The 24,467-nt window shown below is 51.1% G+C and carries 22 protein-coding genes and 1 pseudogene; 6 read left to right on the top strand and 17 right to left on the bottom strand.

Annotated features, from left to right (window positions below):
* Positions 1-52: 52 nt before the first annotated feature.
* The 5 genes and pseudogenes from fmt to BKE30_RS06365 form a co-directional block, all read right to left on the bottom strand.
* Complete coding sequence (gene fmt, locus BKE30_RS06385) at positions 53-1,027, bottom strand: methionyl-tRNA formyltransferase (RefSeq protein WP_076877766.1); 975 nt, start codon at positions 1,025-1,027, stop codon at positions 53-55.
* 132 nt (positions 1,028-1,159) lie between these two features.
* Complete coding sequence (gene zupT, locus BKE30_RS06380) at positions 1,160-1,969, bottom strand: zinc transporter ZupT (protein ID WP_076877765.1); 810 nt, start codon at positions 1,967-1,969, stop codon at positions 1,160-1,162.
* 218 nt (positions 1,970-2,187) lie between these two features.
* Positions 2,188-2,289 (bottom strand): methionine/alanine import family NSS transporter small subunit, encoded by a 102-nt coding sequence (locus tag BKE30_RS06375; RefSeq protein WP_076877764.1) that lies wholly within the window; start codon positions 2,287-2,289, stop codon positions 2,188-2,190.
* A gap of 65 nt (positions 2,290-2,354) precedes the next feature.
* Positions 2,355-3,821 (bottom strand): annotated as a pseudogene (locus BKE30_RS06370) (sodium-dependent transporter); the annotation flags it as partial.
* A 215-nt stretch (positions 3,822-4,036) separates the two neighbouring features.
* The gene (locus BKE30_RS06365; RefSeq protein WP_076877762.1) at positions 4,037-5,479 is read right to left on the bottom strand and encodes an aldehyde dehydrogenase family protein; all 1,443 of its coding nucleotides are present in this window, start codon (positions 5,477-5,479) and stop codon (positions 4,037-4,039) included.
* Positions 5,480-5,761: 282 nt separating this feature from the next.
* On the opposite strand from BKE30_RS06365, the gene BKE30_RS06360 reads away from it, so the two are divergent.
* Positions 5,762-7,159 (top strand): dihydrolipoyl dehydrogenase, encoded by a 1,398-nt coding sequence (locus tag BKE30_RS06360; RefSeq protein ID WP_076877761.1) that lies wholly within the window; start codon positions 5,762-5,764, stop codon positions 7,157-7,159.
* Between the two features lie 186 nt (positions 7,160-7,345).
* Positions 7,346-8,224 carry an SDR family oxidoreductase gene (locus tag BKE30_RS06355; RefSeq protein ID WP_076877760.1) on the top strand — a complete coding sequence of 293 codons (879 nt, stop codon included), beginning with the start codon at positions 7,346-7,348 and terminating at the stop codon, positions 8,222-8,224.
* A gap of 177 nt (positions 8,225-8,401) precedes the next feature.
* Here the strand turns inward: BKE30_RS06355 and BKE30_RS06350 are convergent, their stop codons facing one another.
* From BKE30_RS06350 to ribBA, 11 genes are all read right to left on the bottom strand, one after another.
* Positions 8,402-9,133 (bottom strand): FKBP-type peptidyl-prolyl cis-trans isomerase, encoded by a 732-nt coding sequence (locus tag BKE30_RS06350; RefSeq protein WP_076877759.1) that lies wholly within the window; start codon positions 9,131-9,133, stop codon positions 8,402-8,404.
* Positions 9,134-9,380: 247 nt separating this feature from the next.
* On the bottom strand, positions 9,381-10,130 hold the full coding sequence (locus BKE30_RS06345; protein ID WP_076877758.1) for an FKBP-type peptidyl-prolyl cis-trans isomerase: 750 nt from the start codon (positions 10,128-10,130) through the stop codon (positions 9,381-9,383).
* Positions 10,131-10,303: 173 nt separating this feature from the next.
* Complete coding sequence (gene phrB, locus BKE30_RS06340) at positions 10,304-11,725, bottom strand: deoxyribodipyrimidine photo-lyase (RefSeq protein ID WP_076877757.1); 1,422 nt, start codon at positions 11,723-11,725, stop codon at positions 10,304-10,306.
* 27 nt (positions 11,726-11,752) lie between these two features.
* Complete coding sequence (glmS, locus tag BKE30_RS06335) at positions 11,753-13,591, bottom strand: glutamine--fructose-6-phosphate transaminase (isomerizing) (RefSeq protein ID WP_076877756.1); 1,839 nt, start codon at positions 13,589-13,591, stop codon at positions 11,753-11,755.
* A 15-nt stretch (positions 13,592-13,606) separates the two neighbouring features.
* Positions 13,607-14,968: a bifunctional UDP-N-acetylglucosamine diphosphorylase/glucosamine-1-phosphate N-acetyltransferase GlmU gene (gene glmU, locus BKE30_RS06330; RefSeq protein ID WP_076877755.1), complete on the bottom strand. Its 1,362-nt coding sequence runs from the start codon at positions 14,966-14,968 to the stop codon at positions 13,607-13,609.
* A gap of 36 nt (positions 14,969-15,004) precedes the next feature.
* On the bottom strand, positions 15,005-15,538 hold the full coding sequence (locus tag BKE30_RS06325; RefSeq protein ID WP_227518360.1) for a phosphatidylglycerophosphatase A family protein: 534 nt from the start codon (positions 15,536-15,538) through the stop codon (positions 15,005-15,007).
* Positions 15,531-16,472: a thiamine-phosphate kinase gene (thiL, locus tag BKE30_RS06320; RefSeq protein WP_076877753.1), complete on the bottom strand. Its 942-nt coding sequence runs from the start codon at positions 16,470-16,472 to the stop codon at positions 15,531-15,533. Before thiL ends, BKE30_RS06325 begins: the two co-directional genes overlap by 8 nt.
* A 93-nt stretch (positions 16,473-16,565) precedes the next feature.
* Positions 16,566-16,922, bottom strand: coding sequence for a hypothetical protein (locus BKE30_RS06315; RefSeq protein WP_076877752.1), 357 nt, complete (start codon positions 16,920-16,922; stop codon positions 16,566-16,568).
* A gap of 27 nt (positions 16,923-16,949) precedes the next feature.
* The gene (nusB, locus tag BKE30_RS06310; RefSeq protein WP_076877751.1) at positions 16,950-17,408 is read right to left on the bottom strand and encodes a transcription antitermination factor NusB; all 459 of its coding nucleotides are present in this window, start codon (positions 17,406-17,408) and stop codon (positions 16,950-16,952) included.
* Positions 17,409-17,412: 4 nt separating this feature from the next.
* Positions 17,413-17,883 (bottom strand): 6,7-dimethyl-8-ribityllumazine synthase, encoded by a 471-nt coding sequence (gene ribH / locus BKE30_RS06305; RefSeq protein ID WP_076877750.1) that lies wholly within the window; start codon positions 17,881-17,883, stop codon positions 17,413-17,415.
* A gap of 301 nt (positions 17,884-18,184) precedes the next feature.
* Complete coding sequence (ribBA, locus tag BKE30_RS06300; protein WP_076877749.1) at positions 18,185-19,291, bottom strand: bifunctional 3,4-dihydroxy-2-butanone-4-phosphate synthase/GTP cyclohydrolase II; 1,107 nt, start codon at positions 19,289-19,291, stop codon at positions 18,185-18,187.
* 482 nt (positions 19,292-19,773) lie between these two features.
* Here ribBA and BKE30_RS15985 point away from each other — a divergent pair, with 482 nt between their 5' ends.
* Both BKE30_RS15985 and BKE30_RS06295 read left to right on the top strand, forming a co-directional pair.
* Positions 19,774-19,914 (top strand): hypothetical protein, encoded by a 141-nt coding sequence (locus tag BKE30_RS15985; protein WP_158073165.1) that lies wholly within the window; start codon positions 19,774-19,776, stop codon positions 19,912-19,914.
* 22 nt (positions 19,915-19,936) lie between these two features.
* Positions 19,937-20,506 carry a TMEM165/GDT1 family protein gene (locus BKE30_RS06295; RefSeq protein ID WP_076877748.1) on the top strand — a complete coding sequence of 190 codons (570 nt, stop codon included), beginning with the start codon at positions 19,937-19,939 and terminating at the stop codon, positions 20,504-20,506.
* Between the two features lie 129 nt (positions 20,507-20,635).
* Here the strand turns inward: BKE30_RS06295 and BKE30_RS06290 are convergent, their stop codons facing one another.
* Positions 20,636-21,958, bottom strand: a complete 1,323-nt coding sequence (locus BKE30_RS06290; protein WP_076877747.1) for a hypothetical protein — start codon at positions 21,956-21,958, stop codon at positions 20,636-20,638.
* Between the two features lie 87 nt (positions 21,959-22,045).
* Here BKE30_RS06290 and serB point away from each other — a divergent pair, with 87 nt between their 5' ends.
* Together serB and aciT are read left to right on the top strand one after the other, a co-directional pair.
* A complete protein-coding gene (gene serB / locus BKE30_RS06285; RefSeq protein WP_076877746.1) occupies positions 22,046-23,260 on the top strand; it encodes a phosphoserine phosphatase SerB in 1,215 nt (404 codons plus the stop codon).
* A 626-nt stretch (positions 23,261-23,886) separates the two neighbouring features.
* Positions 23,887-24,216 carry an AciT family ciprofloxacin tolerance protein gene (gene aciT / locus BKE30_RS16520; RefSeq protein WP_076877745.1) on the top strand — a complete coding sequence of 110 codons (330 nt, stop codon included), beginning with the start codon at positions 23,887-23,889 and terminating at the stop codon, positions 24,214-24,216.
* Positions 24,217-24,467 lie beyond the last annotated feature (251 nt).

Here is a 24,467-nt window from a genome sequence, read left to right as displayed (position 1 = left end):
CTGTGGTTAGGACGATTGCGGCTGGAGCTTGTGGGGTTATCATTGCGATCGCTCATTGAAACACCTGTCCTGTAATAATTTTTTGCGCTTGAAGCATTTGTACGCTATTTAATGCCTTGCCACCGGGCCATTGCAGGCTGGTCAGCTGTAAAACCGTGTGATCACCACACAGCACTTGTACGCCATGTTTGTCTACTGCAATCACGCTGCCAGCAATTATAGGCTCCCAAACGGCTGGATGGTCTGGTTCAGCCAATGGCCTGGCAGACCACACCCGCAAGGTTTGCCCAGCCAGCTCGCAAAATGACACCGGCCATGGCTGGTAAGCCCGAATCTGGCGATCAATCTCGGACGCTGGCAATTGCCAGTTAATTCTGGCTTCAGCCTTGACCAGCTTTTGGGCATAGCTGGCTTGTGTGCCGTCCTGTACTTCACGCTGCGCCTGATAATCCTGCAAGGTGTCTAGACTGGTTAACACTGCCGTAATGGCCTGCCCCCCCTGTAACGCCAGCTTGTCGTGCAAACTGCTGCTGGTATCCACTGCTTCAATCGGGCAACTGGTTTTATACAGCATATCGCCAGTGTCCAGTCCCACATCCATTTGCATAATGGTAATGCCGGTTTCGGTATCGCCTGCCAGCAAGGCCCGTTGAATTGGTGCCGCCCCACGCCAGCGTGGCAGCAGCGAGGCATGAATGTTAAGGCAGCCCAGGCGCGGAATTTCCAGCACGGCTTTAGGCAAAATCAGGCCATAAGCTGCCACCACCATCACATCAGCCGCATAATCCTTAAGCTGTTGCTGGGCAGCCAGTCCTTCGTCGGTGCTGCTTTTTAGGCTTAAGGGCTGGTGCACTGGCAAGCCATGCTGAAGCGCCAGCGACTTGACTGCCGATGGGGTCAGTTTCTGGCCACGCCCGGCTGGCCGATCCGGCTGGGTATACACCGCCACAATCTCGTGGCCTGCATCAATCAGGGCCTGCAAGGCAATGGCAGCAAATTCGGGCGTTCCGGCAAAAATGAGTTTCACGGCTGGTTGGTCTTAACATGAATCAGGAACTGCATTATACCCAAGCTGCATGGGTTGCGCTGTACAAGTTCAACTGCGCTTGCCTTCTGTATTTTTAGGGTAGTACAGGCAGCCTGATCTACCAATGAACAATTACCACTTAAATAAAATCAGGCTAATGGCCAGCGCTGCCATGCCACTGACCAGTCCATACACCGTTTCATGGCCTTGTGCATAGCGCTTGGCCGCGGGCAGCAATTCATCCAGCGCCAAAAATACCATTACCCCGGCAATTATGCCAAACACCGTACCAAATACCGTTTGCGATAAATACGGGGCCAGTAAGGCATAGCCAATTAGCGCGCCCAGTGGCTCGGCCAAACCCGAAATCAGGCTCGCTCCCACGGCATACCATTTGTTGTGGGTGGCAAAATACACAGGCACGGCAATGGCAATGCCTTCGGGAATATTATGAATGGCAATGGCAGCAGCCAGCGGGGCGCCAATACCGGGACTGTCCAGCATGGAAAAAAACGTGGCCAGCCCTTCAGGAAAATTATGCAGGGTAATTGCCACTGCCGTCAGCAAACCCACCCGCTTGATATAAGCCGTGTTGTGCTGTTGATATAACGGATCACTGGTTTCCAGCGCCTGATGCGGGTTGGGAATCACATGGTCCAGCAACAAAATGGCAAATATCCCGGCCAGAAATGCCAGCGTGCCATAAGTAAAACCCAGCCGGTCGCCATACACACTGTTAAAGGCTGCAATGGATTTATTTAAAATTTCCGAGAGCGACACATACACCATCGCACCACCGGCAAAGGCTAGCCCAAAGGCCAGCAGGCGCGGACTGGGCTTTTTGCTGGCCAGTACCAGAAAACTGCCAACCACGGTGGCAAGGCCAGCCGCCAGCGTAACGGCAAATGCAATAAATAGGGTTGATGCTGTAATTTCAGGCATGAAATAGCTTCCAAACATGCTGTATCATTACCATGAACCTGAAATTTTTAAACTTCAAGTTCACTTGGTTAGGGATCTGTTGTTTGGGTTTCTCGTGCCTCCACGTGTCCGGTTTTAGTGGTAATTCTGGTCAAAGCCGGACAGGTCTTACAGGTAGCAAACGGGCCACTGTTGCAGCCCGTTCACCCAGTTCATTTTAATGAGCTAAAAAACGCGGTTTACTCATCCGGATGACGGCTGAGGTGAATGGCAGCCACCAGCAAGCCGCCCCATAGCAGGACAATAGACAATACCATCATCACCAGCGCACTGCCATTCATGGTTGTTCTCCTGTTTGGATTTGAGGCTCATCCTGTGCGGGCTGTACCGGCTTTTGCACCGGCAGTAAATGTTTTAGCAAAAATGCGCCAATCAGGCAGCACAGCACACTGCCCCAGCCAAAAATCATCACCAGCCAGCCCGGATAATTGCCATAACCGCTACCCAGCAGCCCATTCAGGGTTAAGCCTAGCGTAATCAGCAGGCTAAGTGGCGTGACAATAGTCAGCAGCAATTGCCAGACCTTGCCCAGTTTGATACTGGAAATCTGGTTGCTGTGCCGGGTGTAATCATCCAGCTTGCTGCGCATCAGCCACGTCACCAGTGTAATGGACAGCAACGCACCCAGTACAATGCCAATATTGTTGATAAAGTGATCAATAATATCCACCAGCGTAATGGCATTGGCGGTAGAAAATAACAAAATCGACAACAGTGCCGTACCGCCGCCTATCCCAAGCACTGCTTTTTGGCGACTGCAACCAGTCTTGTCCTGAAAGGCACTAATGGGCACCTGCATCACGCTCACCAGTGACGTCACCCCAGCCACCACCAGACAGCTAAAGAACAGGAAACCAAACCAGTCACCACTGCTGCCAAGGCTGCTAATCAGTTGCGGAAAAGCAATAAAGGCCAGCCCAATGCCGCCGCTCACCACTTCCTTAACCGGAACGCCCTGTGCATGCGCCATAAAACCCAGCGCAGAAAATACCCCAATCCCGGCCAGAATCTCAAATGAGGAATTGGCCAGCCCCACCACCAGCCCAGCGCCAGTCAGGTTGGATTTTTTGCCAAGGTAAGAGGCATAAGTCACCATAATGCCAAAGCCAACCGACAGCGAAAAAAAGATGTGGCCATAAGCCGCCAGCCACACCTTGTAGTCGGTCATGGCCTGCCAATTTGGGGTAAAAAAGGCATTCAGGCCTTGCACCGCACCCGGCAAGCGTACCGCCTGTACCACTAGAATCATAAACAGCACAATCAGCAGCGGAATAAAAATCTTGTTGGACAGCTCTACCCCACGCTTGACGCCCAGATACAAAATCAGCAGCACCAGCACCCACATGCCCAAAATTGGAAAAAACAGGTGCGGAATAATTTCAAAGCTTAAACTGCTACCGCCATTGCTTTGCAGATAGTCCTGCATAAAAAACTGTTCGGGGTTGCCCTGCCATTTTTGCCCAAAGGAAAAATACACATAGCTTGCCGCCCAGGCCAGCACACTGGCGTAATACATGCCAATAAACAGGCACACCATCACCTGCCACCAGCCCAGTGTTTCAGCCTTCGGGGTAATCTGTTGATAGGCCAATGGGGGTGAGCGCCGGTAACGGTGCCCCACAATATAATCCAGAAACAGCAAAGGCAGGCCTGCGGTTAGCAGTGCAATCAGGTAGGGCAGCAAAAACGCGCCACCGCCATTTTCATAGGCAACATAAGGAAAGCGCCAGATATTGCCCAGACCTACCGCCGAACCCACAGCAGCAAAAATAAAGCCTGAGCGCGCTGACCAGTTTTCACGCACTTGTGACATGCTAAACGTCCTTGCCTGATGTAATCAATAACCGGCAGATTATACCTAAAACCGGTTTACTGCCCTGTAGGGATACGGCAAAAAAACTGCCTTGTGCGTTCACGGTTAATTCATGGCGTATCCCACACTTTGTGCCAATTAGTTTTTGCCGATTATCTTAAATCGCCTGAACAAGTTGTTATTCAAGGGAATGCATTAAATTTCCAGTATACGGCTTACTGTTTAATCACCAGCACGCGTTCCTCGGTCATGTCCAGCACTGCCGCGCGGATGCCCTCACGGCCAAGCCCACTGTCCTTGACGCCGCCATACGGCATGTTGTCCACCCGGAAGGTCGGCACGTCATTAATAATGACACCGCCTACATGCAGGTTATCCCATGCCTTGAACATCTTGTTCAAATCATGGGTATAAACGCCAGCCTGCAAGCCAAAACGGCTCTGGTTAATGCGTGCTATCCCTTCATCAAAATCACTGTATTTTTCCAGAATAACCACCGGGCCAAAGGCTTCATGCTGGTACACATCTGATTCTGAATCAACATTTTCCAGTACGGTGGCTTCCAGCATGACACCATTTAAGTCGCCACCCGTCAGCAAACTTGCGCCTTCATCCACCGCAGCATCCACCCACTGTTTCAGGCGCAGCGCTTCCTTTTCCTTGATCATTGGCCCAACCACCGTATCGGCCAAGGCAGGATCAGCGGCTTTAAGCTGCTTTACCCGTGCCACAAACTTGTCTTTCAGTTCATCATAAATTTTTTCGTGGGCCAGAATACGCTGTACGCTAATGCACACCTGCCCGGCCTGTCCAAAACTACCGGCAATCAGGCGGTCCAGTGCCTTGTCGACATGCGCATCTTCATCCAGCATGACCGCGGCATTGCCACCCAGCTCCAGCACCACTTTCTTGCGGCCAGAACGGGCTTTCATGTCCCAGCCCACCTGATCCGAACCGGTAAAGCTCAGCAGCTTAAAGCGGTCATCGGTTACCATAATGTCGGCGGCATCGCGGTGGCACGGCATGATGGAAAATGCACCGGCTGGCAAGTCGGTTTCTGCCAGCACTTCACCCATAATAATGGCACTGATCGGCGTCAGGCTGGCGGGCTTTAATACAAACGGACAACCCGCCACAATGGCCGGGGCAATCTTGTGCGCGGTTAAATTCAAGGGAAAGTTAAACGGACTAATTAACGACACCGCGCCCACTGGCACGCGCTGCACCATACCGCGATAACTGGCCGCGGCTTCAGTCACCGCCAATGGCATGACCACACCCTGATCCATTTGGGTCACTGCATCGGCAGCCAGCTGAAAGGTACTGATCAGGCGTAATACTTCGGCCTTGGCCGCTGCAATCGGCTTGCCGCCTTCAATCACTAAAATTTGTGCCAGCTCATCACTGCGTTCCTTAAAGCGCTGTACACAATGTTGCAGGATTTTTTGTTTTTGATAGGGCTTTAACGCCGCCATGGCTTTTTCCGCCTGCACTGCAGCAGCAATGGCCTGATTCAGCGTGTCTGTATCGGCTTGTGCGACGCGGGTCGCTACCTGGCCACTATATTTGTCGGTAACCTCCAGCCATGATCCGGTTTCAACCGGCTGGTTAGCCAGATACAGGGGATACTGGGCTTTAAGTTGAAATGGCTGGCTCATGGTCCCGTCCTTGCATGCAGTGAGGTGCGTTACAGATAGATTATTAAACCGCACAGCATAGCGTTTTTTGTCCGGCAAACAAACAGTCGCCTGTGGGTTGATTGTAGGGAGCATCCTGTATGGTGTTGAAGTGACCATCCCTGCTGTATGTATCGCAGGCTGTGTAGCATTCCTTATTCTTGAATGTTTGGCTTTTATTAATTTTTGCGGTGGATGCCTGCTACTGCCTGCATTGTTCGCTATATTAGCAAGCTATAAAACCTTTTTAGGAATACCGTGGGCATGAGCCAGCATAGCTACGATGTGGTCATTATTGGTGCCGGAACAGCCGGCCAGTCGGCCTACAATCAGGTGGTCAAACACACCAGCAATGTGCTGGTGGTCAATGCTGGCCCATGGGATACCACCTGCGCGCGGGTTGGCTGCATGCCCAGCAAATTGCTGATTGAAGCAGCCAAGTACGCACATGCCAGCCAGCATGCCAGCGAATTTGGCATTGACAACCAGACCCGTATTGACCCCAAGGCGACCATGCAGCGCGTGCAGCAACTGCGTGATTACTTTACCGGTCATGCACAGGCGCTGGTAGACCAGTGGCCGGATGAGCACAAAAAACAGGGCAAGGCGCGCTATCTTGATGCCAATACCCTTGAAGTGGGTCAGGACACCATTTGCACCAAAACCAGCATTATTGCCACAGGCTCTACGCCACGCATTGACCCGCAATGGCAACAGGCACTTATGCACAAGCTGCTGACCAGCGATAGCATTTTTAATTTGCCAGCATTGCCCAAAAGTATCATTGTGGTGGGCAATGGTGCCATTGGTATTGAGCTGGCACAGGCGCTGGCACGGCTTGGGGTTGAAGTAACCCTTATGGGCAAAGGCAGTGATATTGGTGGCCTAAGCAACCCTGACCTGCGCAAGCTGGCCACGGCGCTGATCACCAAGGAACTCAACTATATTGATCACAGCACCATTGAGCAGGTATACCTGCAGGATGATCAGGTCATCCTGCATTACCAGCGCAACCAGCAAAGCGGACAGGTTGAGGCTGAATACCTGCTGGCTGCCATTGGCCGTGAAAGCAGCATTCATACGCTAGGCTTGGATAATATCGCCCCTAACTATCAGACTATTAAAGGCGCAATCCAGCACCCCCTCACAATGCAACTGGATGACTTACCCATTTTTATTGCCGGTGACGTGTCTACCACGCAGGCGCTCCAGCATGAAGCTGCCAATGCCGGACGGATTGCCGGTATTAATGCAGTGCGTTATCCAGACATCAAACAATTTGAGCCGTATACTGGCCTTAGCATTGTCTTTAGCCAGCCACAAATGGCCACAGCTGGCCAGACGCACCAAGCGCTGGAAAAAGCCAAAATAGCCTTTGCCTGTGCCGAAGTGTCCTATCGCTCGCAAGGCCGCGCCACCATTCAGGATAAAAACGAAGGCGCGATTCAGCTTTACGGCTGTCCCCAAACCCATAAGCTTTTGGGTGCTGAGCTGCTGGTCAATGAGGCTGAACATCTGGCGCATTTGCTGGCATGGTCTATTCAGCAGGGTCTGACTGTCCCGCAACTGCTGGCCATGCCGTTTTATCATCCGGTACTGGAAGAAGGCCTGCGCACGGCACTGGTTCGCCTGCGTGCCCAGTTGCCGGAACTGGCAAGCTAAGCCCTGCCATTTTTGTCTATGTTTTAATCACCCAAACTAAACATTAGATAACTGTCGTTAACCACGCACTACAGAGATTAGCAGTCCGTTGCCTTGTCTTACCAAAAGCTGACCCAGCCTTCAATGATTCGCACAAACTGCTTTGTTAGGGTAGTGCCTTGACAATTTTGTGTGATGGAGAAAGCAATGAACAATATGGTTTCAGACTATCCCAAAGGCGCGCCGGCACAAGAACAAACCCATCAGCCGGGCGATCAGGATGCCATGTATCCGGCACCGGAAATTATCAAGGCCAGCCATAAAGGCAGTGGCAAACTGGATGGTAAGGTTGCCCTGATTAGCGGCGGCGACAGTGGTATTGGCCGCTCAACTGCGGTGCTGTTTGCGCGTGAAGGCGCTGATGTTGCCATTATTTATCTGGATGAAAATGATGATGCAGCGCAAACCAAAAAACTGGTGGAACATGAAGGCCGCCGCTGCCTCACCATCCAGCAGGATGTGGGCGATAATGACGGTGTAAAAAAAGCCGTGGAACAGGTGATTCAGCAGTTGGGTAAAATTAATATTCTGGTCAATAACGCCGGGGTGCAATACCCACAGGAAGACCTGACCGACATCGACAATGAACAACTGGAACGCACCTTTAAAACCAATATCTTTGGCATGTTCAATATTACCCGCGCCGTGCTGCCGCACATGCAGGAAGGTGACAGCATTATTAACACCACCAGCATTACCAGCTATCAGGGTCATGACCAGCTGATTGATTATGCCTCTACCAAAGGGGCCATTACGACGTTTACCCGTAGCCTGTCCACCAACCTGATGAAGCAGCAGCGCGGCATCCGGGTGAATGGCGTGGCACCGGGGCCAATCTGGACACCGCTTATTCCCAGCAGCTTTGATGCCGAACAAGTGGCCAAGTTTGGTAAAGATACCCCCATGGGCCGCATGGGTCAGCCCAGCGAAGTGGCACCAGCGTATTTATTCTTGGCTTCTGATGATGCCAGTTACATTACCGGCCAGATTATCCATGTCAACGGCGGTTCGATTGTCAACGGCTAACCTGAAATAGCCTGCTGCCATTTTCAGGTTGGTCGCTGTGTTGTTTTTACATTACTGGCAAACCAGCCAGCCATAAAAAAAGCTGAAAAACGGGTTAATCCGGTTTTCAGCTTTTTTAGTTCGCGACAGCCCGAAGTTTTACAAGCCATGCCGTCTTATAAAAGCATGGCTTAAAGCTTATTCTTCTACTTTGAGCAGTTCAACATCAAAAATCAGCGTGCTGTTTGGCCCAATGGTATTGCCTGCACCAGTTTCGCCATAGCCCAGTTTAGCCGGAATAAAGAAGCGGTATTTGCCCCCTTCCTGCATTAGTTGCAGGCCTTCGGTCCAGCCTGTAATCACTTGGTTCAATGGAAAAGTTACTGGTTCACCCCGGTCAATGGAACTGTCAAACACGGTGCCGTCAATCAGCTTGCCTTCATAATGCACACTCACCTTGTCTGTGGCCGCAGGACGCTTGCCCGTTCCCTGCTTGATCACTTCATACTGCAAGCCGCTGGCTGTAGTAGTGACACCGGCTTTTTTAGCGTTTTCCGCCAGAAACTTGGCCCCCGTATCTGCATTGAGCTTGCCCTGCTGTTCAAAGGCTTTCATGTCCTGCGCTTCCTGCCTGTGCTTATATTCCAGTAACGCCGCTTTCATTTGCTCTTCAGTCAGCGAGGCCGGCTTGCCGGCATACCCATCCCGAAAGCCCTGAATAAACGTATTCACGTCCAGGTCTTTTACCGACTCCGTATTACTTTTACCCATAATATAGCCAAAGCTGTAACCTACTTTTTGCAGCTCCGAGCTTTTTTCAGTAAGGCTGCTGGCTGCGGCGCTGTTCGATGTGCTTTTGGCGGGTGCAGCATAGGCAGTTCCATAAACGCTCAATACGCCACAGGTTAGTCCTAAAACAATTTTTTTCATGACTTCAATTCCATTCTATCCATTAGTCTGAGGGCAGGTACTGATGTGTCTTACAGGTTGGTTATTACTTGATTGGGCAAGTGGTTTTGCTTCAATGATTTTGGTTCAGTGTTTTTGCTTAAGCCACTTTAATAAAACTCAGCTTAATAAAAGCGATTTCAAACAAAGCTCTTGCAATAAATACAGCCTGGTCAAAAGACAGCGGCCAGCTACAGGCTAATGCCGCTGTCTTTTGGAGAAAAAACCCTTAAGGGTTTACCTTAATCAGGATGACATCAAAAATCAGGGTACTGTTGGGTGGAATGGCTTCACCGGCACCTGCTTCCCCATAGCCCAGTTTGGCCGGGATAAAGAAGCGGTAATGCGCGCCTTCTTTCATCAGTTGCAAACCTTCGGTCCAGCCCGGAATTACCTGACTTAAGCCAAAAGCCAGCGGCTCGCCACGCTTGATGGAACTGTCAAACACCGTGCCATCAATCAGCTTGCCTTCATAGTCCACTTTTACTTCTGATGACGCGGTTGGCGTGGCACCTGTACCTTCCTTGATCACCAGATATTGCAGACCGCTGGCAGTCGTCACCACGCCCGGCTTCTTGGCATTGGTCGCCAAAAAGACGTCCCCGGCCTGAACACTGCTTTGCGCACTGGCCTGTTGCTGCTGTTGTTCCTGCTGCAATTGCTGTTGCTGCTGCTTTTGCATGTCCTGCTGATACGCCATCAGGGCTTGATTGATTTCCTGCTCGGTAAAACGCGGGGTCTTTTTGGCCTGACCATCACGCATGCCTTCAGCAAACAGCTCGCTGTCCATGTCCGGCGGTGTCTGGCTGCTCACCTGATAGCCCAGCGCATAGCTGATTTTCTGAATATTGCTGGTGGCCGCAGTGGTCTGGCCTGACTTGGCCTGTTGACCCGGGGTGGCCTGATTGGCCAGATAAATCGGGGTTAATGCGCCACCGATGATTATGGCTGCAAGAACAACGGGAAGCGCTTTACTCATAAAAATTCCATCATTAATACAATCATTGTGCCTGCTGTGCATGACATGATCTTTTTATCATACTGGCCAGCAGTTTTCATTACCCTAAAGTGAGCATAGATTAGCGCTTTTATCTGCCTTGCCAAGTATTTACCCTTATTTTGGACAAATTTTTTGTTAAATCTTTGGCAAGCTTAAGCCTTTAAGGCCGCAAACGCAGCAATAGCCCGTTCACGGCTTGTCGCCAGATCAACCATGGGCGGCGGATAATCCAGTGTCCCGGCCTGTACAGTACGGGATAAATGTGGGGCATGAATGGATTTATTGTCCAGATGGGCAAGTTCTGGCAGCCACTGGCGGATAAACTGGCCGTCCGGATCAATTTTTTGTGACTGGGTAACCGGGTTAAAAATACGGAAATATGGCACGCTGTCGGTTCCGGTAGATGCACTCCACTGCCAGCCGCCATTGTTGGCTGCCAGATCACCATCAATCAGGTGCTGCATAAACCATTGCTCGCCCAGCCGCCAGTCAATCAGCAGGTTCTTGCTTAAAAACATTGCCACAATCATGCGCAGGCGGTTATGCATCCAGCCGGTCTGTTGCAGTTGGCGCATGGCCGCATCAATGATGGGAAAGCCGGTCTGGCCCTGTTGCCAGCGTTGCAGGTCATCGGATACCTGCCGCCATGCCAGTTTACGGGTTTCCGGCTTGAATGGCTGATGACGGCTAACTTGCGGAAAGCCTACTACAATATGCTGGTAAAACTCACGCCACAGCAACTGCGTAATCCAGGTATTAATGCCATCACTAGGGCCAAACAGCTCGCCATTGGCCGCTTTTAGTGCCGCATGCAGGCATTGCCGGATGGAAATAATACCTGCGGTCAGGTACGGCGATAACTGGCTGCTGCCGCTTAAGGCCGGGAAATCACGCTGCGTGGCATAATCCGTAATGGCATCCTCGACAAAAGCATCCAGCCGTTGCCAGCCTTGCGTTTCACCAGCGGGCCAGCATTGCACGATATGTGGATCAACCGGCTGAAACCCATCAATGTGTTCTGGAACAGGATCACTGCAAATGGCGAGGGCAGCTTGTGGCTTGGGTGCAGGCAACAGTACAGGTAACTGGTCATACAGACGCTGTTGGCATGCCCGCTTAAATGGACCAAACACCTTGAAATAGCTGTTAGTTTTGGTGGTTATACTGCCGGGTTCAAACAGCAACTGATCCAGATAGCTGCTAAACCCGATCTGCTGTTGCTGTAAACACTGCTGAACAGCGGTGTCGCGCAGGCGCTCATTCACTGCATATTCGGCATTACAGTGCACATGCTCAATCTGGTATTGCTGGCAAATGTCCAGCATAAGCACTGGAATATCCTGCCACCAGTCACAATGCCGAATGAGTAAGGGAATATTTAAAAGTGCCAGTTCAGCAGACAGCTCAATGAGCTGACGCCGCCACAGGTCAAGCTTGCAGGCAGCGTCATCATGCTGCTGCCATTGCGCTGGCGTTATGAAGTAAAGGGCAACCACTGGCCCCTGACTGGCTGCAGCATCCAGTGCGGTATTGTCATGAATACGCAGGTCGCTGCGAAACCAGTGCAGGTGCATACGGTTTATTCCGGATGGATGCTTGTTTTACTCGACGGTCACACTTTTGGCCAGATTACGTGGCTGGTCTACATCGGTGCCACGCAATACCGCCACATGATAAGACAGCAACTGCACCGGTACGCTATACACAATCGGCGCAATCCAGGCATTGGCAGTTGGAATATACACCACATGCTGGCGGTCACTGTTGGCAATGCCGCTGTGTTCATCAGCAAATACAAACAGCTCACCACCACGCGCCTGCACTTCCTGCATGTTGGATTTGAGCTTGTCCAGCATAAAGTCATTGGCGGCCAGCACTACTACTGGCATGTCATTGTCCACCAGTGCCAGCGGGCCGTGCTTTAACTCACCCGCCGCATAGCCTTCGGCATGAATGTAGGAAATTTCTTTGAGCTTGAGCGCCCCTTCCAGTGCAATCGGGTATTGCGTGCCACGACCTAAAAACAGCGTGTGGCGTTTTTCCACAAACTGGCGCGACATGGCTTCAATGTCCTTGTCCAGCGCCAGACACTGGTTAATAATCTTGGGCGTTTGCCACAGGGCCTGTACCAGTTCCTGTTCCTGTGCGTCATCCAGTGTGCCGTTAATCTTGCCCAGCTTTAACACCAGCAGCATTAAGGCGGCCAGTTGGGTGGTAAAGGCCTTGGTAGAAGCCACGCCAATTTCCGGCCCGGCCTGGGTCAGTAAATGCAGGTCGGTTTCGCGTACCAGCGATGAGGTTGGTACATTACACAGCGCCAGTGAGACAATATTTTTCTGGGCTGCTGCAGCGCGCTTGTCAATATCGCGCAGGGCTGCCAAGGTGTCTGCGGTTTCACCCGACTGGGAAATATAAATAAACAGCGTGTTGTTCAGCACCACCGGACTGCGATAGCGGAATTCACTGGCAATTTCCACCTGACAGGACAGGCCTATCAGTTGTTCGCACCAGTATTTGGCCACCATGCCGGCATGGTAACTGGTCCCGCAGGCAATAATCTGCACATGCTGAATAGCTGGCAACACAGCATTGCCACTGCTTAAAAAATCATCTTTTAACTGGTCATGATCCAGTCCCACCGACAGGGTGTGCTGAATGGCATCCGGCTGCTCATAGATTTCCTTGAGCATATAATGCTTAAAGCCGCCCTTGTCGCTACTGCTGACACTAATGTCCAGCTCATTCACGGCACGGCTGACCAATTCGCCCTGATGATAAATTTCAATATCGCTACGGGTCAGGCGCACAATGTCGCCTTCTTCCAGATAAATAAAACGGTTGGTTACCGGCAGCAGCGCCAACTGGTCGGAACCAATAAAGTTCTCGCCAATGCCAAGCCCCAGTACCAGTGGCGAACCCTGACGCACGGCAATCAGTTCATCCGGATGGTTGGCATCAATAATGCCCAGTGCATAAGCCCCATGCAGGCGCGGCACAATGGCCTGTACCGCCTTAAGCAGGTTGTTTTGCTGCTGTAGTGCCTGATGCACCAGATGCGCCACCACTTCGCTATCAGTTTGGGACAAAAACACATAGCCCGCCTGTTCAAGCTCGGCTTTAAGTTCCTGATAGTTTTCAATAATCCCGTTATGCACCACCGCCACATCACCCGACATGTGCGGATGGGCATTGTCCTGCGTAGGCTTGCCATGCGTGGCCCAGCGGGTGTGGGCAATGCCAATGCTCCCATCTATTTTTGATATTTTAACACTGGCTTCCAGCAGGGCTACCTTACCTGCTTCCCGCGCGCGTGCAATTTGGCCGTTTTCCAGCAACGCCACCCCGGCAGAGTCGTAACCACGGTATTCCAGCTTTTTTAAGCCTTCAATCAATACAGCAGCCAGATGACGCTCTGCAATTCCCCCAACAATACCACACATAGCTTTTACCTTTTCTTAAGTAGGGTTTTTAACGGGACGTTGATAATTTTCAATATTGCGTTGCTGCCCGCGCGCAACAGCCAGTGCAGTCTCCGGGACGTCTTTGGTGACTACAGAACCTGCGCCAACCGTGGCCCCATGGCCAATCTGCACGGGTGCCACCAGCGAAGAATTTGAACCAATAAAGGCCTTGTCACCAATAATGGTCTTGTGCTTGTTGGCGCCATCGTAATTGCAGGTAATGGTGCCTGCACCAATATTGCTGCCGCTACCAATGATGGCATCGCCGACATACGCCAGATGATTGGCCTTGCTGCCCTGACCCACCTGTGAATTCTTGATTTCCACAAAATTGCCAACGTGGACTTCATCTGCAAGTGCCGTGCCGGGACGCAAGCGGGCAAATGGGCCAATATGCGCATTACTGCCCACCACCACATCATCCAGAATGCTATACGGCAAAATCACCGTACCAGCCCCAATTCTGGCATTTTTCAGGATACAGCCTGCACCAATCTGCACGCCATCATCCAAATGGCAATCGCCTTCAATGATCACGTTGACATCAATGCGCACATCCTGACCAGTACTCAGGTTACCGCGCAATTCAAAGCGGGCCGGATCAGTGAGGGTAACACCGGCTTTAAGCAATTGTTCGGCCTGATAGGCCTGATAACGGCGTTCCAGTGCTGCCAGTTGCAGGCGATCGTTCACGCCTTCCACTTCAAACTCATATTCGGGCTGCACACTGCCAATTTCCAGCCCGTCAGCCACCGCCATTTCCACAATATCCGTTAAATAATATTCGCCCTGCACATTATTATTGGACAGCTTGGGCAACCAGCGATGCAGACAGGCATTGTCCACACAGTAAATGCCAGTGTTGATTTCAGTAATCTCGCGTTCCTGCGCGCTAGCGTCCTTATGCTCCACAATGCGCTGGATTTTGCCATCCTTGCGTACTATACGGCCGTAACCAGCGGGGTTAGCCACTGTTAGGGTCATCATGGCAATACCGCCACTGGCTGCTTCCTGCAACTGCTGTAGGGTCTCGGCACGAATAAGCGGTACGTCACCATATAAAATCAGGCTCTGGCCGGTGGCTGGCAATACCGGCAGCGTGACCTGCACGGCATGCCCGGTTCCCAGTTGCTCGGTTTGTTCTACCCAGTCCACGGCCTGCTGGCTAAATGTGGCTTTGACATGCGCACTGCCATGGCCAATTACGGTAATCACCCGTTCTGCCTGTAAACGGCTGGCCTGGGCAAATACATGGCCCAGTAATGGCTGTCCGGCCAGCGGCTGCAATACTTTGGGCAGGCGCGAATTCATGCGTGTGCCTTTACCCGCAGCGAGAATAATTACTGATAATGTCATTGTTGTTTAAACCCTAAACCTGTGTATCCCAAACTCTTAGATTCCCGGATAATCAATTACCATGATTAATCCGGCGTATAATACCGCAGCAGCAATGATTCCTGCCAAAATATCGTCAACCATAATGCCAAAACCGCCCGTTAACTGATGATCTGCATAACGGATTGGCCACGGTTTCCAGATATCAAACAGGCGAAACAGGCCAAATGCCACCAGTATGCCCAGCCAGTGCATCTGGTTAAGTGCCATCAGTGGCAGCAATACAATGCTCTGACCGGCAAACTCATCCCAGACAATACGCGCATCATCATGCACCTGCATAATGTCGGCGGTGCGGTCACAAATCCACACGCCCAGCACCGTCATAAAAACAATGCTAATAATAGTGGCACCTATACCTAGCCATAGCCACAGCGGGGCCAAAAACAGCACCATGAAAGACGCCACGGTGCCCGGCGCCTTGGGTGCCAGACCAGAACCCAAGCCCACCCCCAGACTGTATAAAATCTTGTCCAGTACGGAAAGCTGGCGAAAATCCACGGCAATTTTTTGCGCGGGCTGCTTAGTCAAAGTGCTGGTATCCTTGTAAATTCATGTCATAAGGTTGCTGCTGATGCCATAGGGTAAGGCCTGTGCCTTGGGTAATATGCCCAATAACCTGCAACTGAAACTGTCCGGCATAGCGCTGGCAAAATTGATCAAAGCGCTTCGGCGCCATGGTAAAACACAGCTCGTAATCATCACCGCCGGTAAGGGCCAGCTGCCATGCCTGTTGTGCCGGCAATTGCTGCAAGGTTGATGACAACGGCAGGTTTTCCAGCTGCACTGTAGCAGCCACATGGCTTGCCGCAAGAATATGGCCCAGATCCTGTGCCAGCCCATCCGACACATCCAGCATGCTGCTGGCATAGCCGCTTAAAGCCATGCCCAGACGGTTTTGCGGCTGCGGATAGTCCAGACGGGCCTGCACATCACTGTTTGGCTGATGAAGCGCATAGGCTGCATCGCCCACCGTATTGGATACCAGCACCAGATCACCGGGCTTTGCCCCATCACGGCGGATGGCCTTGCCCTGTTCTACCCAGCCCAGAGCCGTAACCGTTATACTCAGCAGGTTGCTTCTGGTGGTATCACCACCAATCAATTGAACCTGCTCAGGCGCACAGCATGCAAAAAAACCCTGACTAAACTGTGCCAGCCAGTCCGGGTCAACTTGCGGCAGACTAATAGCCAGCAGCACGGCATACGGGCGCGCGCCCATGGCCGCAATATCGGATAAATTAACAGCAGCAGACTTCCAGCCAATGGCATGGGCTGCGGTGTTTTCCGGAAAATGCCGGCCTGCCACTAGCGTATCGCTGGTAATGACCAACTGCTGGTTGGCGGGCGGCTGCACAATGGCAGCATCATCTCCAATACCCAGCACAACGCCATTGGCCGGTTCATTTTGTGCGGCTAAAGCGGCGTGCTTAAAATAGTGCTGGATTAGGGCAAATTCATTCATGGGCTGATCATAAGACACAACCGCGGCAAGCGCTCAGGTTGATTTTGCATAAAAAAACCGCCAAGGCTAAGCTGACGGTTCTGGTGAATACAATTATGAGAATTCAAGGTCTCGTTCAAAGTTACGCAGCTCATGACGTGCCATGGCCAGATTGGACTTTGCACGGTCCAGCACCAGATACAAAAACAGTTGCTGGTTGCGTTCCAGTGGCCGGATCAGGTGATACTGCTTGCTGAGACTAATCAGGATATCTTCAATGTTGTCATCCAGCTGTAGTGCTTCAGCCACTTTACGCTTGGCCATGACCACTTCGGTATTTCCTGCGGCTGCCAGCTCAAGGTCAATCCCGCCACCCAGAGTGGACAGTGTCAGTCCACTTGTACAATCCACCATTGCTGCTGCAACAAAGCCGTCAATTTTGCTTAACGGTTCAAGAGAAAGCTTGCCCATATCCTGCCTCAAAACTTAGGTTTTCCTTTACTGGTTTTTTTCCGCAGCCCGCAACTGCTGAGCCAGCCGATCCAGTACACCATTTACATATTTATGACTGTCGGTTGCACCAAAGTGCTTGGCCAGCTCAATGGCCTCATCAATAACTACCCGGTAAGGCACTTCAAGCCGGTCACGTAGCTCAAAAGTGCCCAGACGCAAGGTGGCAAGCTCCACCCCATCCAGTGCACTTAAATCACGGTCAATCAATGGCTTGATCAACTCATCAAGTGCTGCCGTGTGCTGGATCACCTGCGTTAATAGCTGGTGGTAATAGGCAATATCCACCTTGTGCATGGCATTTTCAGCACGGGTACGCGCTTCAATTTCATGTACCGGATTATGGGTCATTTGCCATTCATACAAACCCTGCAAGGCAAAACGCCGGGCCTTGCGCTTGGCGGCAAATGTGGTTGGATACTTAAATGTGTCTTGCTGCTGACTCATGTTATTAAATCGCCTTGAGCAGGTTAACCATTTCAATTGCAGTCACTGCGGCTTCACTGCCCTTGTTACCGGCCTTGGTGCCCGAACGCTCAATGGCCTGTTCAATGCTGTCTGTGGTCAGTACGCCATTAATCACCGGCAGGCTGTATTCCAGACCAACCACGCCCAGACCCTTGGCACATTCACCGGCCACAAAATCAAAATGCGGGGTGCTGCCACGGATTACAGCGCCCAGTGCAATAATGGCATCATACTGGCCACTGGCTGCCAGCTTTTTGGCCACCACTGGCAACTCCCAGGCACCGGGAGCACGGACGATGGTAATGTTGGCTTCATTCACACCATGACGCTTGAGGGTATCCACAGCGCCGTCCAGTAGATGTTCAACCACAAAGCTGTTAAAACGGCCAACCAGAATGGCGTAACGGTCTTCACTGCCCTGATGCAACTGACCTTCAACGGTACGAATACTCATGTTTAACCTCAAAAATAATTAATAACCAGTTAATAATGTAAATGCGTGATCAGCCTGTCTGGACGTTAAGCGCATTGAGAGACCTATTTGTCACATCATATGATTGATTGCTGCGCAGCAGTAGAAGACAAATACTGCTTCGCAAGACTTGGTGGCTCTGCTTGCTGCTTTCTACCTTCGCTTACAGTTCGGTCTTGCGCTCGGGCAGATGAGGCATAGATGCCGCAAGGTCTTGCATCTGCTTTACCCTCTTTGCTCAGGCACAGCCTTCGCCTTGCACAGCGGTGAAGCAGTGCTTCACTTATCGCTGTTCAGGACTCACATATTCCACCACTTCCAGATCAAAACCGGACAGGGCATTAAAGCGCAGTGGCGAACTCAGCAGGCGCATCTGTTGTACCCCTACATCACGCAAAATCTGTGCACCGACTCCAATGGTCCGGTATTGCTGCGACAGTGCCTTGGAAGACGGCTTGTTGTCCTGCCTGGTCACACTGGCCAGCGCTGCACCCAGATCTTCCAGTACCGGCTGGCCAATCCATACCAATACACCCCGTTCACTGGCTGCAATGGTTTTTAAAATGCTGTCCATATGCCACGCTGGCGTATCCTGCTGCACATGCAACAGGTCACGCACCGGGTTAAAGCCATGCACCCTTACTGTACTCACCCCTTCAGCAGGGTTGCCTTTAATCAGCGCCACATGAATATCAGGGCTACCCAGCTCACGATAGCGACGCAGCCTGAATGAACCATATTCGGTATCCAGTTGCTGCTCATCCAGACACTCAATGGTTTGCTCATTGGTCATACGGTAATGGATCAGGTCGGCAATGGTGCCAATCTTGATCCCATGTTTTTGTGCAAATACTTCAAGGTCGGGACGGCGTGCCATTTCGCCATCTTCATTAATAATTTCACAAATTACCGAAGCGGGTTCCAGACCGGCCAGCCGTGACAGGTCACAGCCTGCTTCGGTATGGCCAGCACGGTGTAATACCCCACCCGGCTGCGCCATTAGCGGGAAAATATGACCCGGCTGTACAATATCCGTGGGCTTGGCCAGTGGCGCAACTGCCGCCTGTACGGTACGCGCGCGCTCGGCTGCTGAAATGCCAGTAGAAATACCTTCGGCAGCTTCAATCGACAAGGTAAAATTGGTGCCATGCTGGGCCCCGTTACGCTCGACCATCAGTGGTAAATCCAGCTGCTGGCAACGCTCCTTGCTTAAGGTCAGACACACCAGACCACGCGCATGCGTAATCATGAAGTTAATGTCTTCGGGGCGCACATGGCTGGCCGCCATGATGAGATCGCCTTCATTCTCGCGGTCTTCGTCATCCATAAGAATGACCATACGACCGGCACGGATGTCGGCAATTAGCTCTTCAACGCTGTTGAGCTGCATGAAATTTACCCTGATAAAAAACTGTCCGGTGCAATAGTAGAGATTGCACTGGATTAAAAAAACGTTTGGCGGGCTATTCTACCGATTTTTTAGCCGTTTTGCCCAACTTTAGTCGACATATTCTTATTTTCATGTTAACGCATTGGTCAAAATGACTGCTGCAATCGCCACTGTTAAGTCACAAGCTAATGCAAAGCGGCCAAGCTATTTGGCAATTACTGCGTATAACACCTTTTTTTGCCAAGCGATGCCCTACAAACTTTGCTTATAGACTCAGTTTGTTTTATACGCTTTATTTGCCTTATAATAGGCCATCATTGGGGAGTAGCCGCAGTGTTAGCCTTACAAAAGCTTGCACTGGCAGTCGTCAACATACTTGCTTAACCATGTTTTACTGAACCGGATTTTCTAAATCGGGTTTTCATCAACTGGTTTTTACTAAATGGGCATGGCGGCTGTAATCCTGCCGCTGGAATGGTTCAGTGTTTGCTAACACGCCACTATCCAGCAGGACTGGCAAGACCTTTGATTTTATCTTTGTCTCACACTGGCCGTTTGGTGCTCTCATCAATCGTGCTGGTGCGGCGCGTCTGGGCTGGCAAAAGATAAGATCACTGGTTTAATGGGCCAGCCCGGAACCTGACCATGGATGCTTTTCTGATTTCAACCGGCCTTGTGGCCCTTGCAGAAATGGGTGATAAAACCCAACTGCTTGCCTTATTGCTTGCCGCCCGCTATCGCCAGCCGCTACCGATCCTGATGGCCATTTTACTGGCCACTTTATTTAACCATGCACTGGCTGCGGCGCTGGGTGCATGGCTTGCCGATTTTTTAAATCCTGAGGTATTGCGCTGGATTCTGGGCATTTCCTTTATTGCCATGGCCGGCTGGATGCTGATTCCCGACACACTGGACGATGATGAAGACAGCATTAGCCGCTGGCAGCGCTTCGGCGTATTTGGCGCGACTTTTGTGCTGTTTTTTCTGGCCGAAATTGGCGATAAAACCCAGATTGCCACGGTGGCACTGGCGGCACGGTTTGATGGCTTACTGATGGTACTGGCAGGCACAACGCTTGGCATGATGATTGCCAATGCCCCGGCAGTTTTTATTGGTGATCGTCTGGCCGGACGCTTGCCTATTACACTGATTCACCGCATTGCAGCGCTGGTTTTCCTGCTGATTGGCATTGGCGTATTTTTCTTTTCACCGTAGTTAAAGCTGTTTTTTAACCTGTCCCATTTCTGAATAATTCCTGAACAATTAATTAAAAAAAGCCAGTCCGGTGTAAGGAACTGGCTTTAGGACTATTCACAGCTCATTACAGGCTGTGTTCTGAAAATACTATTGTTCGGATTCTTCTGCGGGATCGGCTGATTGCTGCACTGCTGCATGAGCACTGGCGGGTTTGTTACCAGCCAGAATCCGCTCACGGGCCTTGCTGACAAACCGCGCCCCTTCCACATTCATGGCCGTCACCAGCAGGGCTTCACGGGTCTGGGTATCCGTTGGGCTATCAAAGGGCGACAACTGGAAATACTGTTGCAGGTTCAGCACCTGATCATCGGTTAAATGCACAGCCAGCTGATTGGCATCCACCTGATGAATCAGGCTTTGTGCCAGTGCCTGTGCCGGCTGGTTATGCTGCGGCTCAGCCAGCGCAGTGCGGGTATGCAGGGCAAAACGCTTGATTTCACGATGGCGGCGATAGACTACTTCGGTCAGCAGGTTAAACAGCTGGGCCAACTGCGCCAAAAATAAGGCACTTTGCGGGTTACTGCCTGAGGCACTGACAATGGCACCACTTTCACCAAACGGCTGTACGATTTTACATTCTACCGGCTTGCCGCCTAGCGCATCGAAATGCTGGCGGTTTTGCTGAATGGCCTGCTCCAGCAGAGTCTGGCACAAGCTAAAATATGGCCTTGCCAAGCCCGGGCTTAAGGTCCCCAGCAATTGCTTGGGATCAACGAAGCCAATCCGCAAGATCAATGCAGTATCCCGTATATCCGCACCTGAAGCATTGTCATGCGTGCCATTACTGGCCTGTGCTGGTTTGGGAATTTCCGCAGGATTGGCCATTACCCGCGCCAGTACAGCATTTTTCTGGGCCTGTTCGGCATGCAGCTTAAGCGCCAGCAACTGTTCCTGTAGTTGTTGCTCACGGGCCAGCGTGGCCAGATATTCGCGCCGGGTGGGACGTGCTACCACGCGGTACAGCAGCCACAATAAAATATGGGTGAATAACGACAGCAACAAGGGCAGCCACTGGGTACGGATCATTTCGCCAATGCTGGGCTGGATCAGGGTCAGTTCAATTTGCCCAATGGCTTGTTGATCCAGCAGGACTTTTTTGCGAAACACTGCACCCGAACGCGTAGGTGCATTACCGCTGGTGGTCAGTACCCGGCCATCGGCTGCCATAATCTTGAGGGATGCCACATCAGGACGCTTGGTATAGCGGTTGGCCATCAGTGCCAGTGACACGGTATCGACAGGCGCCAGCATGGTCAGGCTGTCATCCGCCAGCTGACGCGTCATCAAATCGCCCTGAATAGCGCGTGTCTTACTCAACTGGTGGTTGGTCGTATGCACCATCAGGATGACATGCACGGCAAAACTAATAATCAGCAGGCTGGCATACAGCCCTTGGCGAGGCGCGTTCAAGTGAAAGTTCCTAATGTGTAAACAGGCAAATAGATGACAAATAGATTATGATTCTACACGACTTGCTTCTCAAGCCTGAGACGATTAATGCGTGAAATAATTCTTATCTCTTTTTTAGGCCCTGATCAACCTAACCAATTTAACCGAATGATGCAGGTGTTGACCACCCATCAACTGGATATTTTAGATGTCGGACAAGCGGTAATCCATAACCAGCTGACTTTGGGCATTGTGGTGGCCAGTGATCAGCCCACTCAGGCCGCGCTGGCCATGAAAGACATGCTGCTGCTGGCCCACGACATTGGCCTGACGTTGTACTTTAAACCGATTAGTTTTGAAGAATACCAGCACTGGGTCAAAGAAGGCGGCAGAACCAAATATATTGTAACTGTGTTGTCACGTGAGCTCACCGCTGCGCATTTGCAGGCGGTTAGCCAAATTATTTCACAGCATGGCTTTAATATTGAAACTGTCACCCGCCTGTCCGGCCGTCTGGGCATGGATGAAAGTGACAGCGATCAACACCGCAAGGCCTGTGTGGAATTTGGCTTAAGTGGCCAGTTGCTGGATGCCCAGGCCCTGCGCGCCGATTGCCTGAAACTTAGTACCAACCTGTCGATTGACATTGCGGTGCAGGAAGACAATGCCTACCGTCGTAACCGTCGTCTGGTGTGCTTTGACATGGACTCCACCTTGATTGAGCAGGAAGTGATTGACGAGCTGGCGCTGGAAGCTGGTGTGGGCCCTCAGGTTGCTGAAATTACTGAGCGGGCCATGCAGGGTGAACTGGACTTTAAGCAAAGTTTTGCCGCACGGGTGGCCCTGCTCAAAGGGCTGGACACCAAGGTACTGGAACAAATTGCCGAGCGCCTGACCATGACTGAAGGTACTGAACGGCTGATTTCCACCCTTAAAGCGCTGGGCTACCGTACAGCGATTTTATCCGGTGGTTTTCAGTATTTTGCCGAAATGCTGCAGCGCAAGCTGGGTATTGATGAAGTGTATGCCAACCAGCTGGACGTGGTGGATGGCATTGTCACTGGTGAAGTGATTGGACAGGTGGTGGATGGCAACCGTAAGGCTGAATTGCTGCGTGAACTGGCCGAAAAACACGGCATTAGCCTGCAACAGGTGATTGCAGTGGGTGATGGCGCTAATGACCTGCCCATGTTGTCCATTGCCGGACTGGGTGTTGCATTCCGGGCCAAACCGCTGGTGCGTGAAAACGCGCGGCAGGCAATTTCCAGCGTGGGACTGGACGGCATATTATACCTGCTGGGTGTCCGCGATAAAGATTTGTAAACCTTTAATCTACATAGCTTATAAGCTTTTTACGTTCTGAAACTGATTAATTTTTACACAATATTTTTATTGGTTTCAGAACAGTTACATCAGCAAAATTGCAGTGACCAATTTTTGTTCTAAGTACCTCATTGCTAATAAAATAATCAAAAGAATAGTTTGGTATTAAAAAAAAATTTTAGGGCTTTTTAGGCTGGTCATCAAATGTAATGACAGGCAAATCCAGTTACATAAGTACTTTTTTAAAGTTTATAAGGCACAAAAACGTAATTACATTTGGTCTACGCGTCACTCCATGACGCTAAAGACATTTTAACCTCTTTTCAATTTTGCACGGTTACGCATAATAGCGCCATGACACGATATTTTGGTTTTAGCCAGTATCTGGTTGAACTCATCATGATGAGCAATCAAACCTGCCGTGTCATCAGGGTGAGTTACTGAAAATAGCTGCTAATTGAATTAAAGCTACTTAAACAACAGACAAACAAAACCTGAAAAACGCATCGTAGCGACACAACATGGGGCTTAGTGGCTGTGTCATGGGGATATAGACCCTGTGTCTGCAAAACAGTGCAATAATATTAGATTACGGTGTCCCGCACACCCGTACAGGAGGGTTCATCATGCTAAATGGTGAAATGAGCACAATGATTGGTGGTGGTCTGGTGGCCTTGGGCATGATCATCATATTCTTTTCTCCTTACCGTCGCTGGCTGGGCTTTATGCTGGCAGGAATGCTGTTCTGGTGTTTTCTGGAAATCATCCGGGTATGTAGCCAGTACCTGTTTAGTTTTACCGACTTTCAGGGCTATATGACCGGCGCTGGTGCGGCACTGGCATTGCTGGCTACCTGGCTTGCAGCCACCAATGAACAGCCTGTAGTCAACCAGCAGCGCTGTATTGAACATACCCCGGTTTATGATGACGACCTGGGTTCATTGTCAGGTCATTAAGCCTGTCAATCATGCCGGACTGGGGCATGACCCCAGTTAATGGCAGTATCAGCCCGGCTAGACTACTATTGTAAAATTGATCATTAGAAAAACTGGCTTAAAAAAAACAACATAAATGAAAAACTTATAACCTAGCTTGCGGCTTTGCTTGATAGCATGATAAAGCACCCTGCTGATTCATTTGGCTTGTTCATTTTTGACTGGCCAATTGATTGCAAAGGCTGGCCACAGGCGCTAGCATGCAAGCCATA

Source organism: Alkanindiges hydrocarboniclasticus (genome assembly GCF_001982605.1).
GTDB lineage: Bacteria > Pseudomonadota > Gammaproteobacteria > Pseudomonadales > Moraxellaceae > Alkanindiges > Alkanindiges hydrocarboniclasticus.
Note: the sequence above shows the minus strand (reverse complement) of the source record. Positions and strands in the feature narration are given on the sequence as shown.

Bases quoted from the DNA above. Each gene is read 5' to 3' on its own strand.
- zupT (WP_076877765.1), bottom strand. From the start codon at position 1,969: ATGCCTGAAATTACAGCATCAACCCTATTTATTGCATTTGCCGTTACG.
- serB (WP_076877746.1), top strand. From the start codon at position 22,046: ATGCGTGAAATAATTCTTATCTCTTTTTTAGGCCCTGATCAACCTAAC.
- ribH (WP_076877750.1), bottom strand. From the start codon at position 17,883: ATGAGTATTCGTACCGTTGAAGGTCAGTTGCATCAGGGCAGTGAAGAC.
- BKE30_RS06365 (WP_076877762.1), bottom strand. From the start codon at position 5,479: ATGAGCCAGCCATTTCAACTTAAAGCCCAGTATCCCCTGTATCTGGCT.
- nusB (WP_076877751.1), bottom strand. From the start codon at position 17,408: ATGAGTCAGCAGCAAGACACATTTAAGTATCCAACCACATTTGCCGCC.
- BKE30_RS06295 (WP_076877748.1), top strand. From the start codon at position 19,937: ATGGATGCTTTTCTGATTTCAACCGGCCTTGTGGCCCTTGCAGAAATG.
- BKE30_RS06350 (WP_076877759.1), bottom strand. From the start codon at position 9,133: ATGAAAAAAATTGTTTTAGGACTAACCTGTGGCGTATTGAGCGTTTAT.
- BKE30_RS06375 (WP_076877764.1), bottom strand. From the start codon at position 2,289: ATGAATGGCAGTGCGCTGGTGATGATGGTATTGTCTATTGTCCTGCTA.
- ribBA (WP_076877749.1), bottom strand. From the start codon at position 19,291: ATGCAGCTCAACAGCGTTGAAGAGCTAATTGCCGACATCCGTGCCGGT.
- BKE30_RS06345 (WP_076877758.1), bottom strand. From the start codon at position 10,130: ATGAGTAAAGCGCTTCCCGTTGTTCTTGCAGCCATAATCATCGGTGGC.
- glmU (WP_076877755.1), bottom strand. From the start codon at position 14,968: ATGACATTATCAGTAATTATTCTCGCTGCGGGTAAAGGCACACGCATG.
- BKE30_RS06360 (WP_076877761.1), top strand. From the start codon at position 5,762: ATGAGCCAGCATAGCTACGATGTGGTCATTATTGGTGCCGGAACAGCC.
- aciT (WP_076877745.1), top strand. From the start codon at position 23,887: ATGCTAAATGGTGAAATGAGCACAATGATTGGTGGTGGTCTGGTGGCC.
- phrB (WP_076877757.1), bottom strand. From the start codon at position 11,725: ATGCACCTGCACTGGTTTCGCAGCGACCTGCGTATTCATGACAATACC.
- glmS (WP_076877756.1), bottom strand. From the start codon at position 13,591: ATGTGTGGTATTGTTGGGGGAATTGCAGAGCGTCATCTGGCTGCTGTA.
- BKE30_RS06315 (WP_076877752.1), bottom strand. From the start codon at position 16,922: ATGGGCAAGCTTTCTCTTGAACCGTTAAGCAAAATTGACGGCTTTGTT.
- thiL (WP_076877753.1), bottom strand. From the start codon at position 16,472: ATGAATGAATTTGCCCTAATCCAGCACTATTTTAAGCACGCCGCTTTA.
- BKE30_RS06355 (WP_076877760.1), top strand. From the start codon at position 7,346: ATGAACAATATGGTTTCAGACTATCCCAAAGGCGCGCCGGCACAAGAA.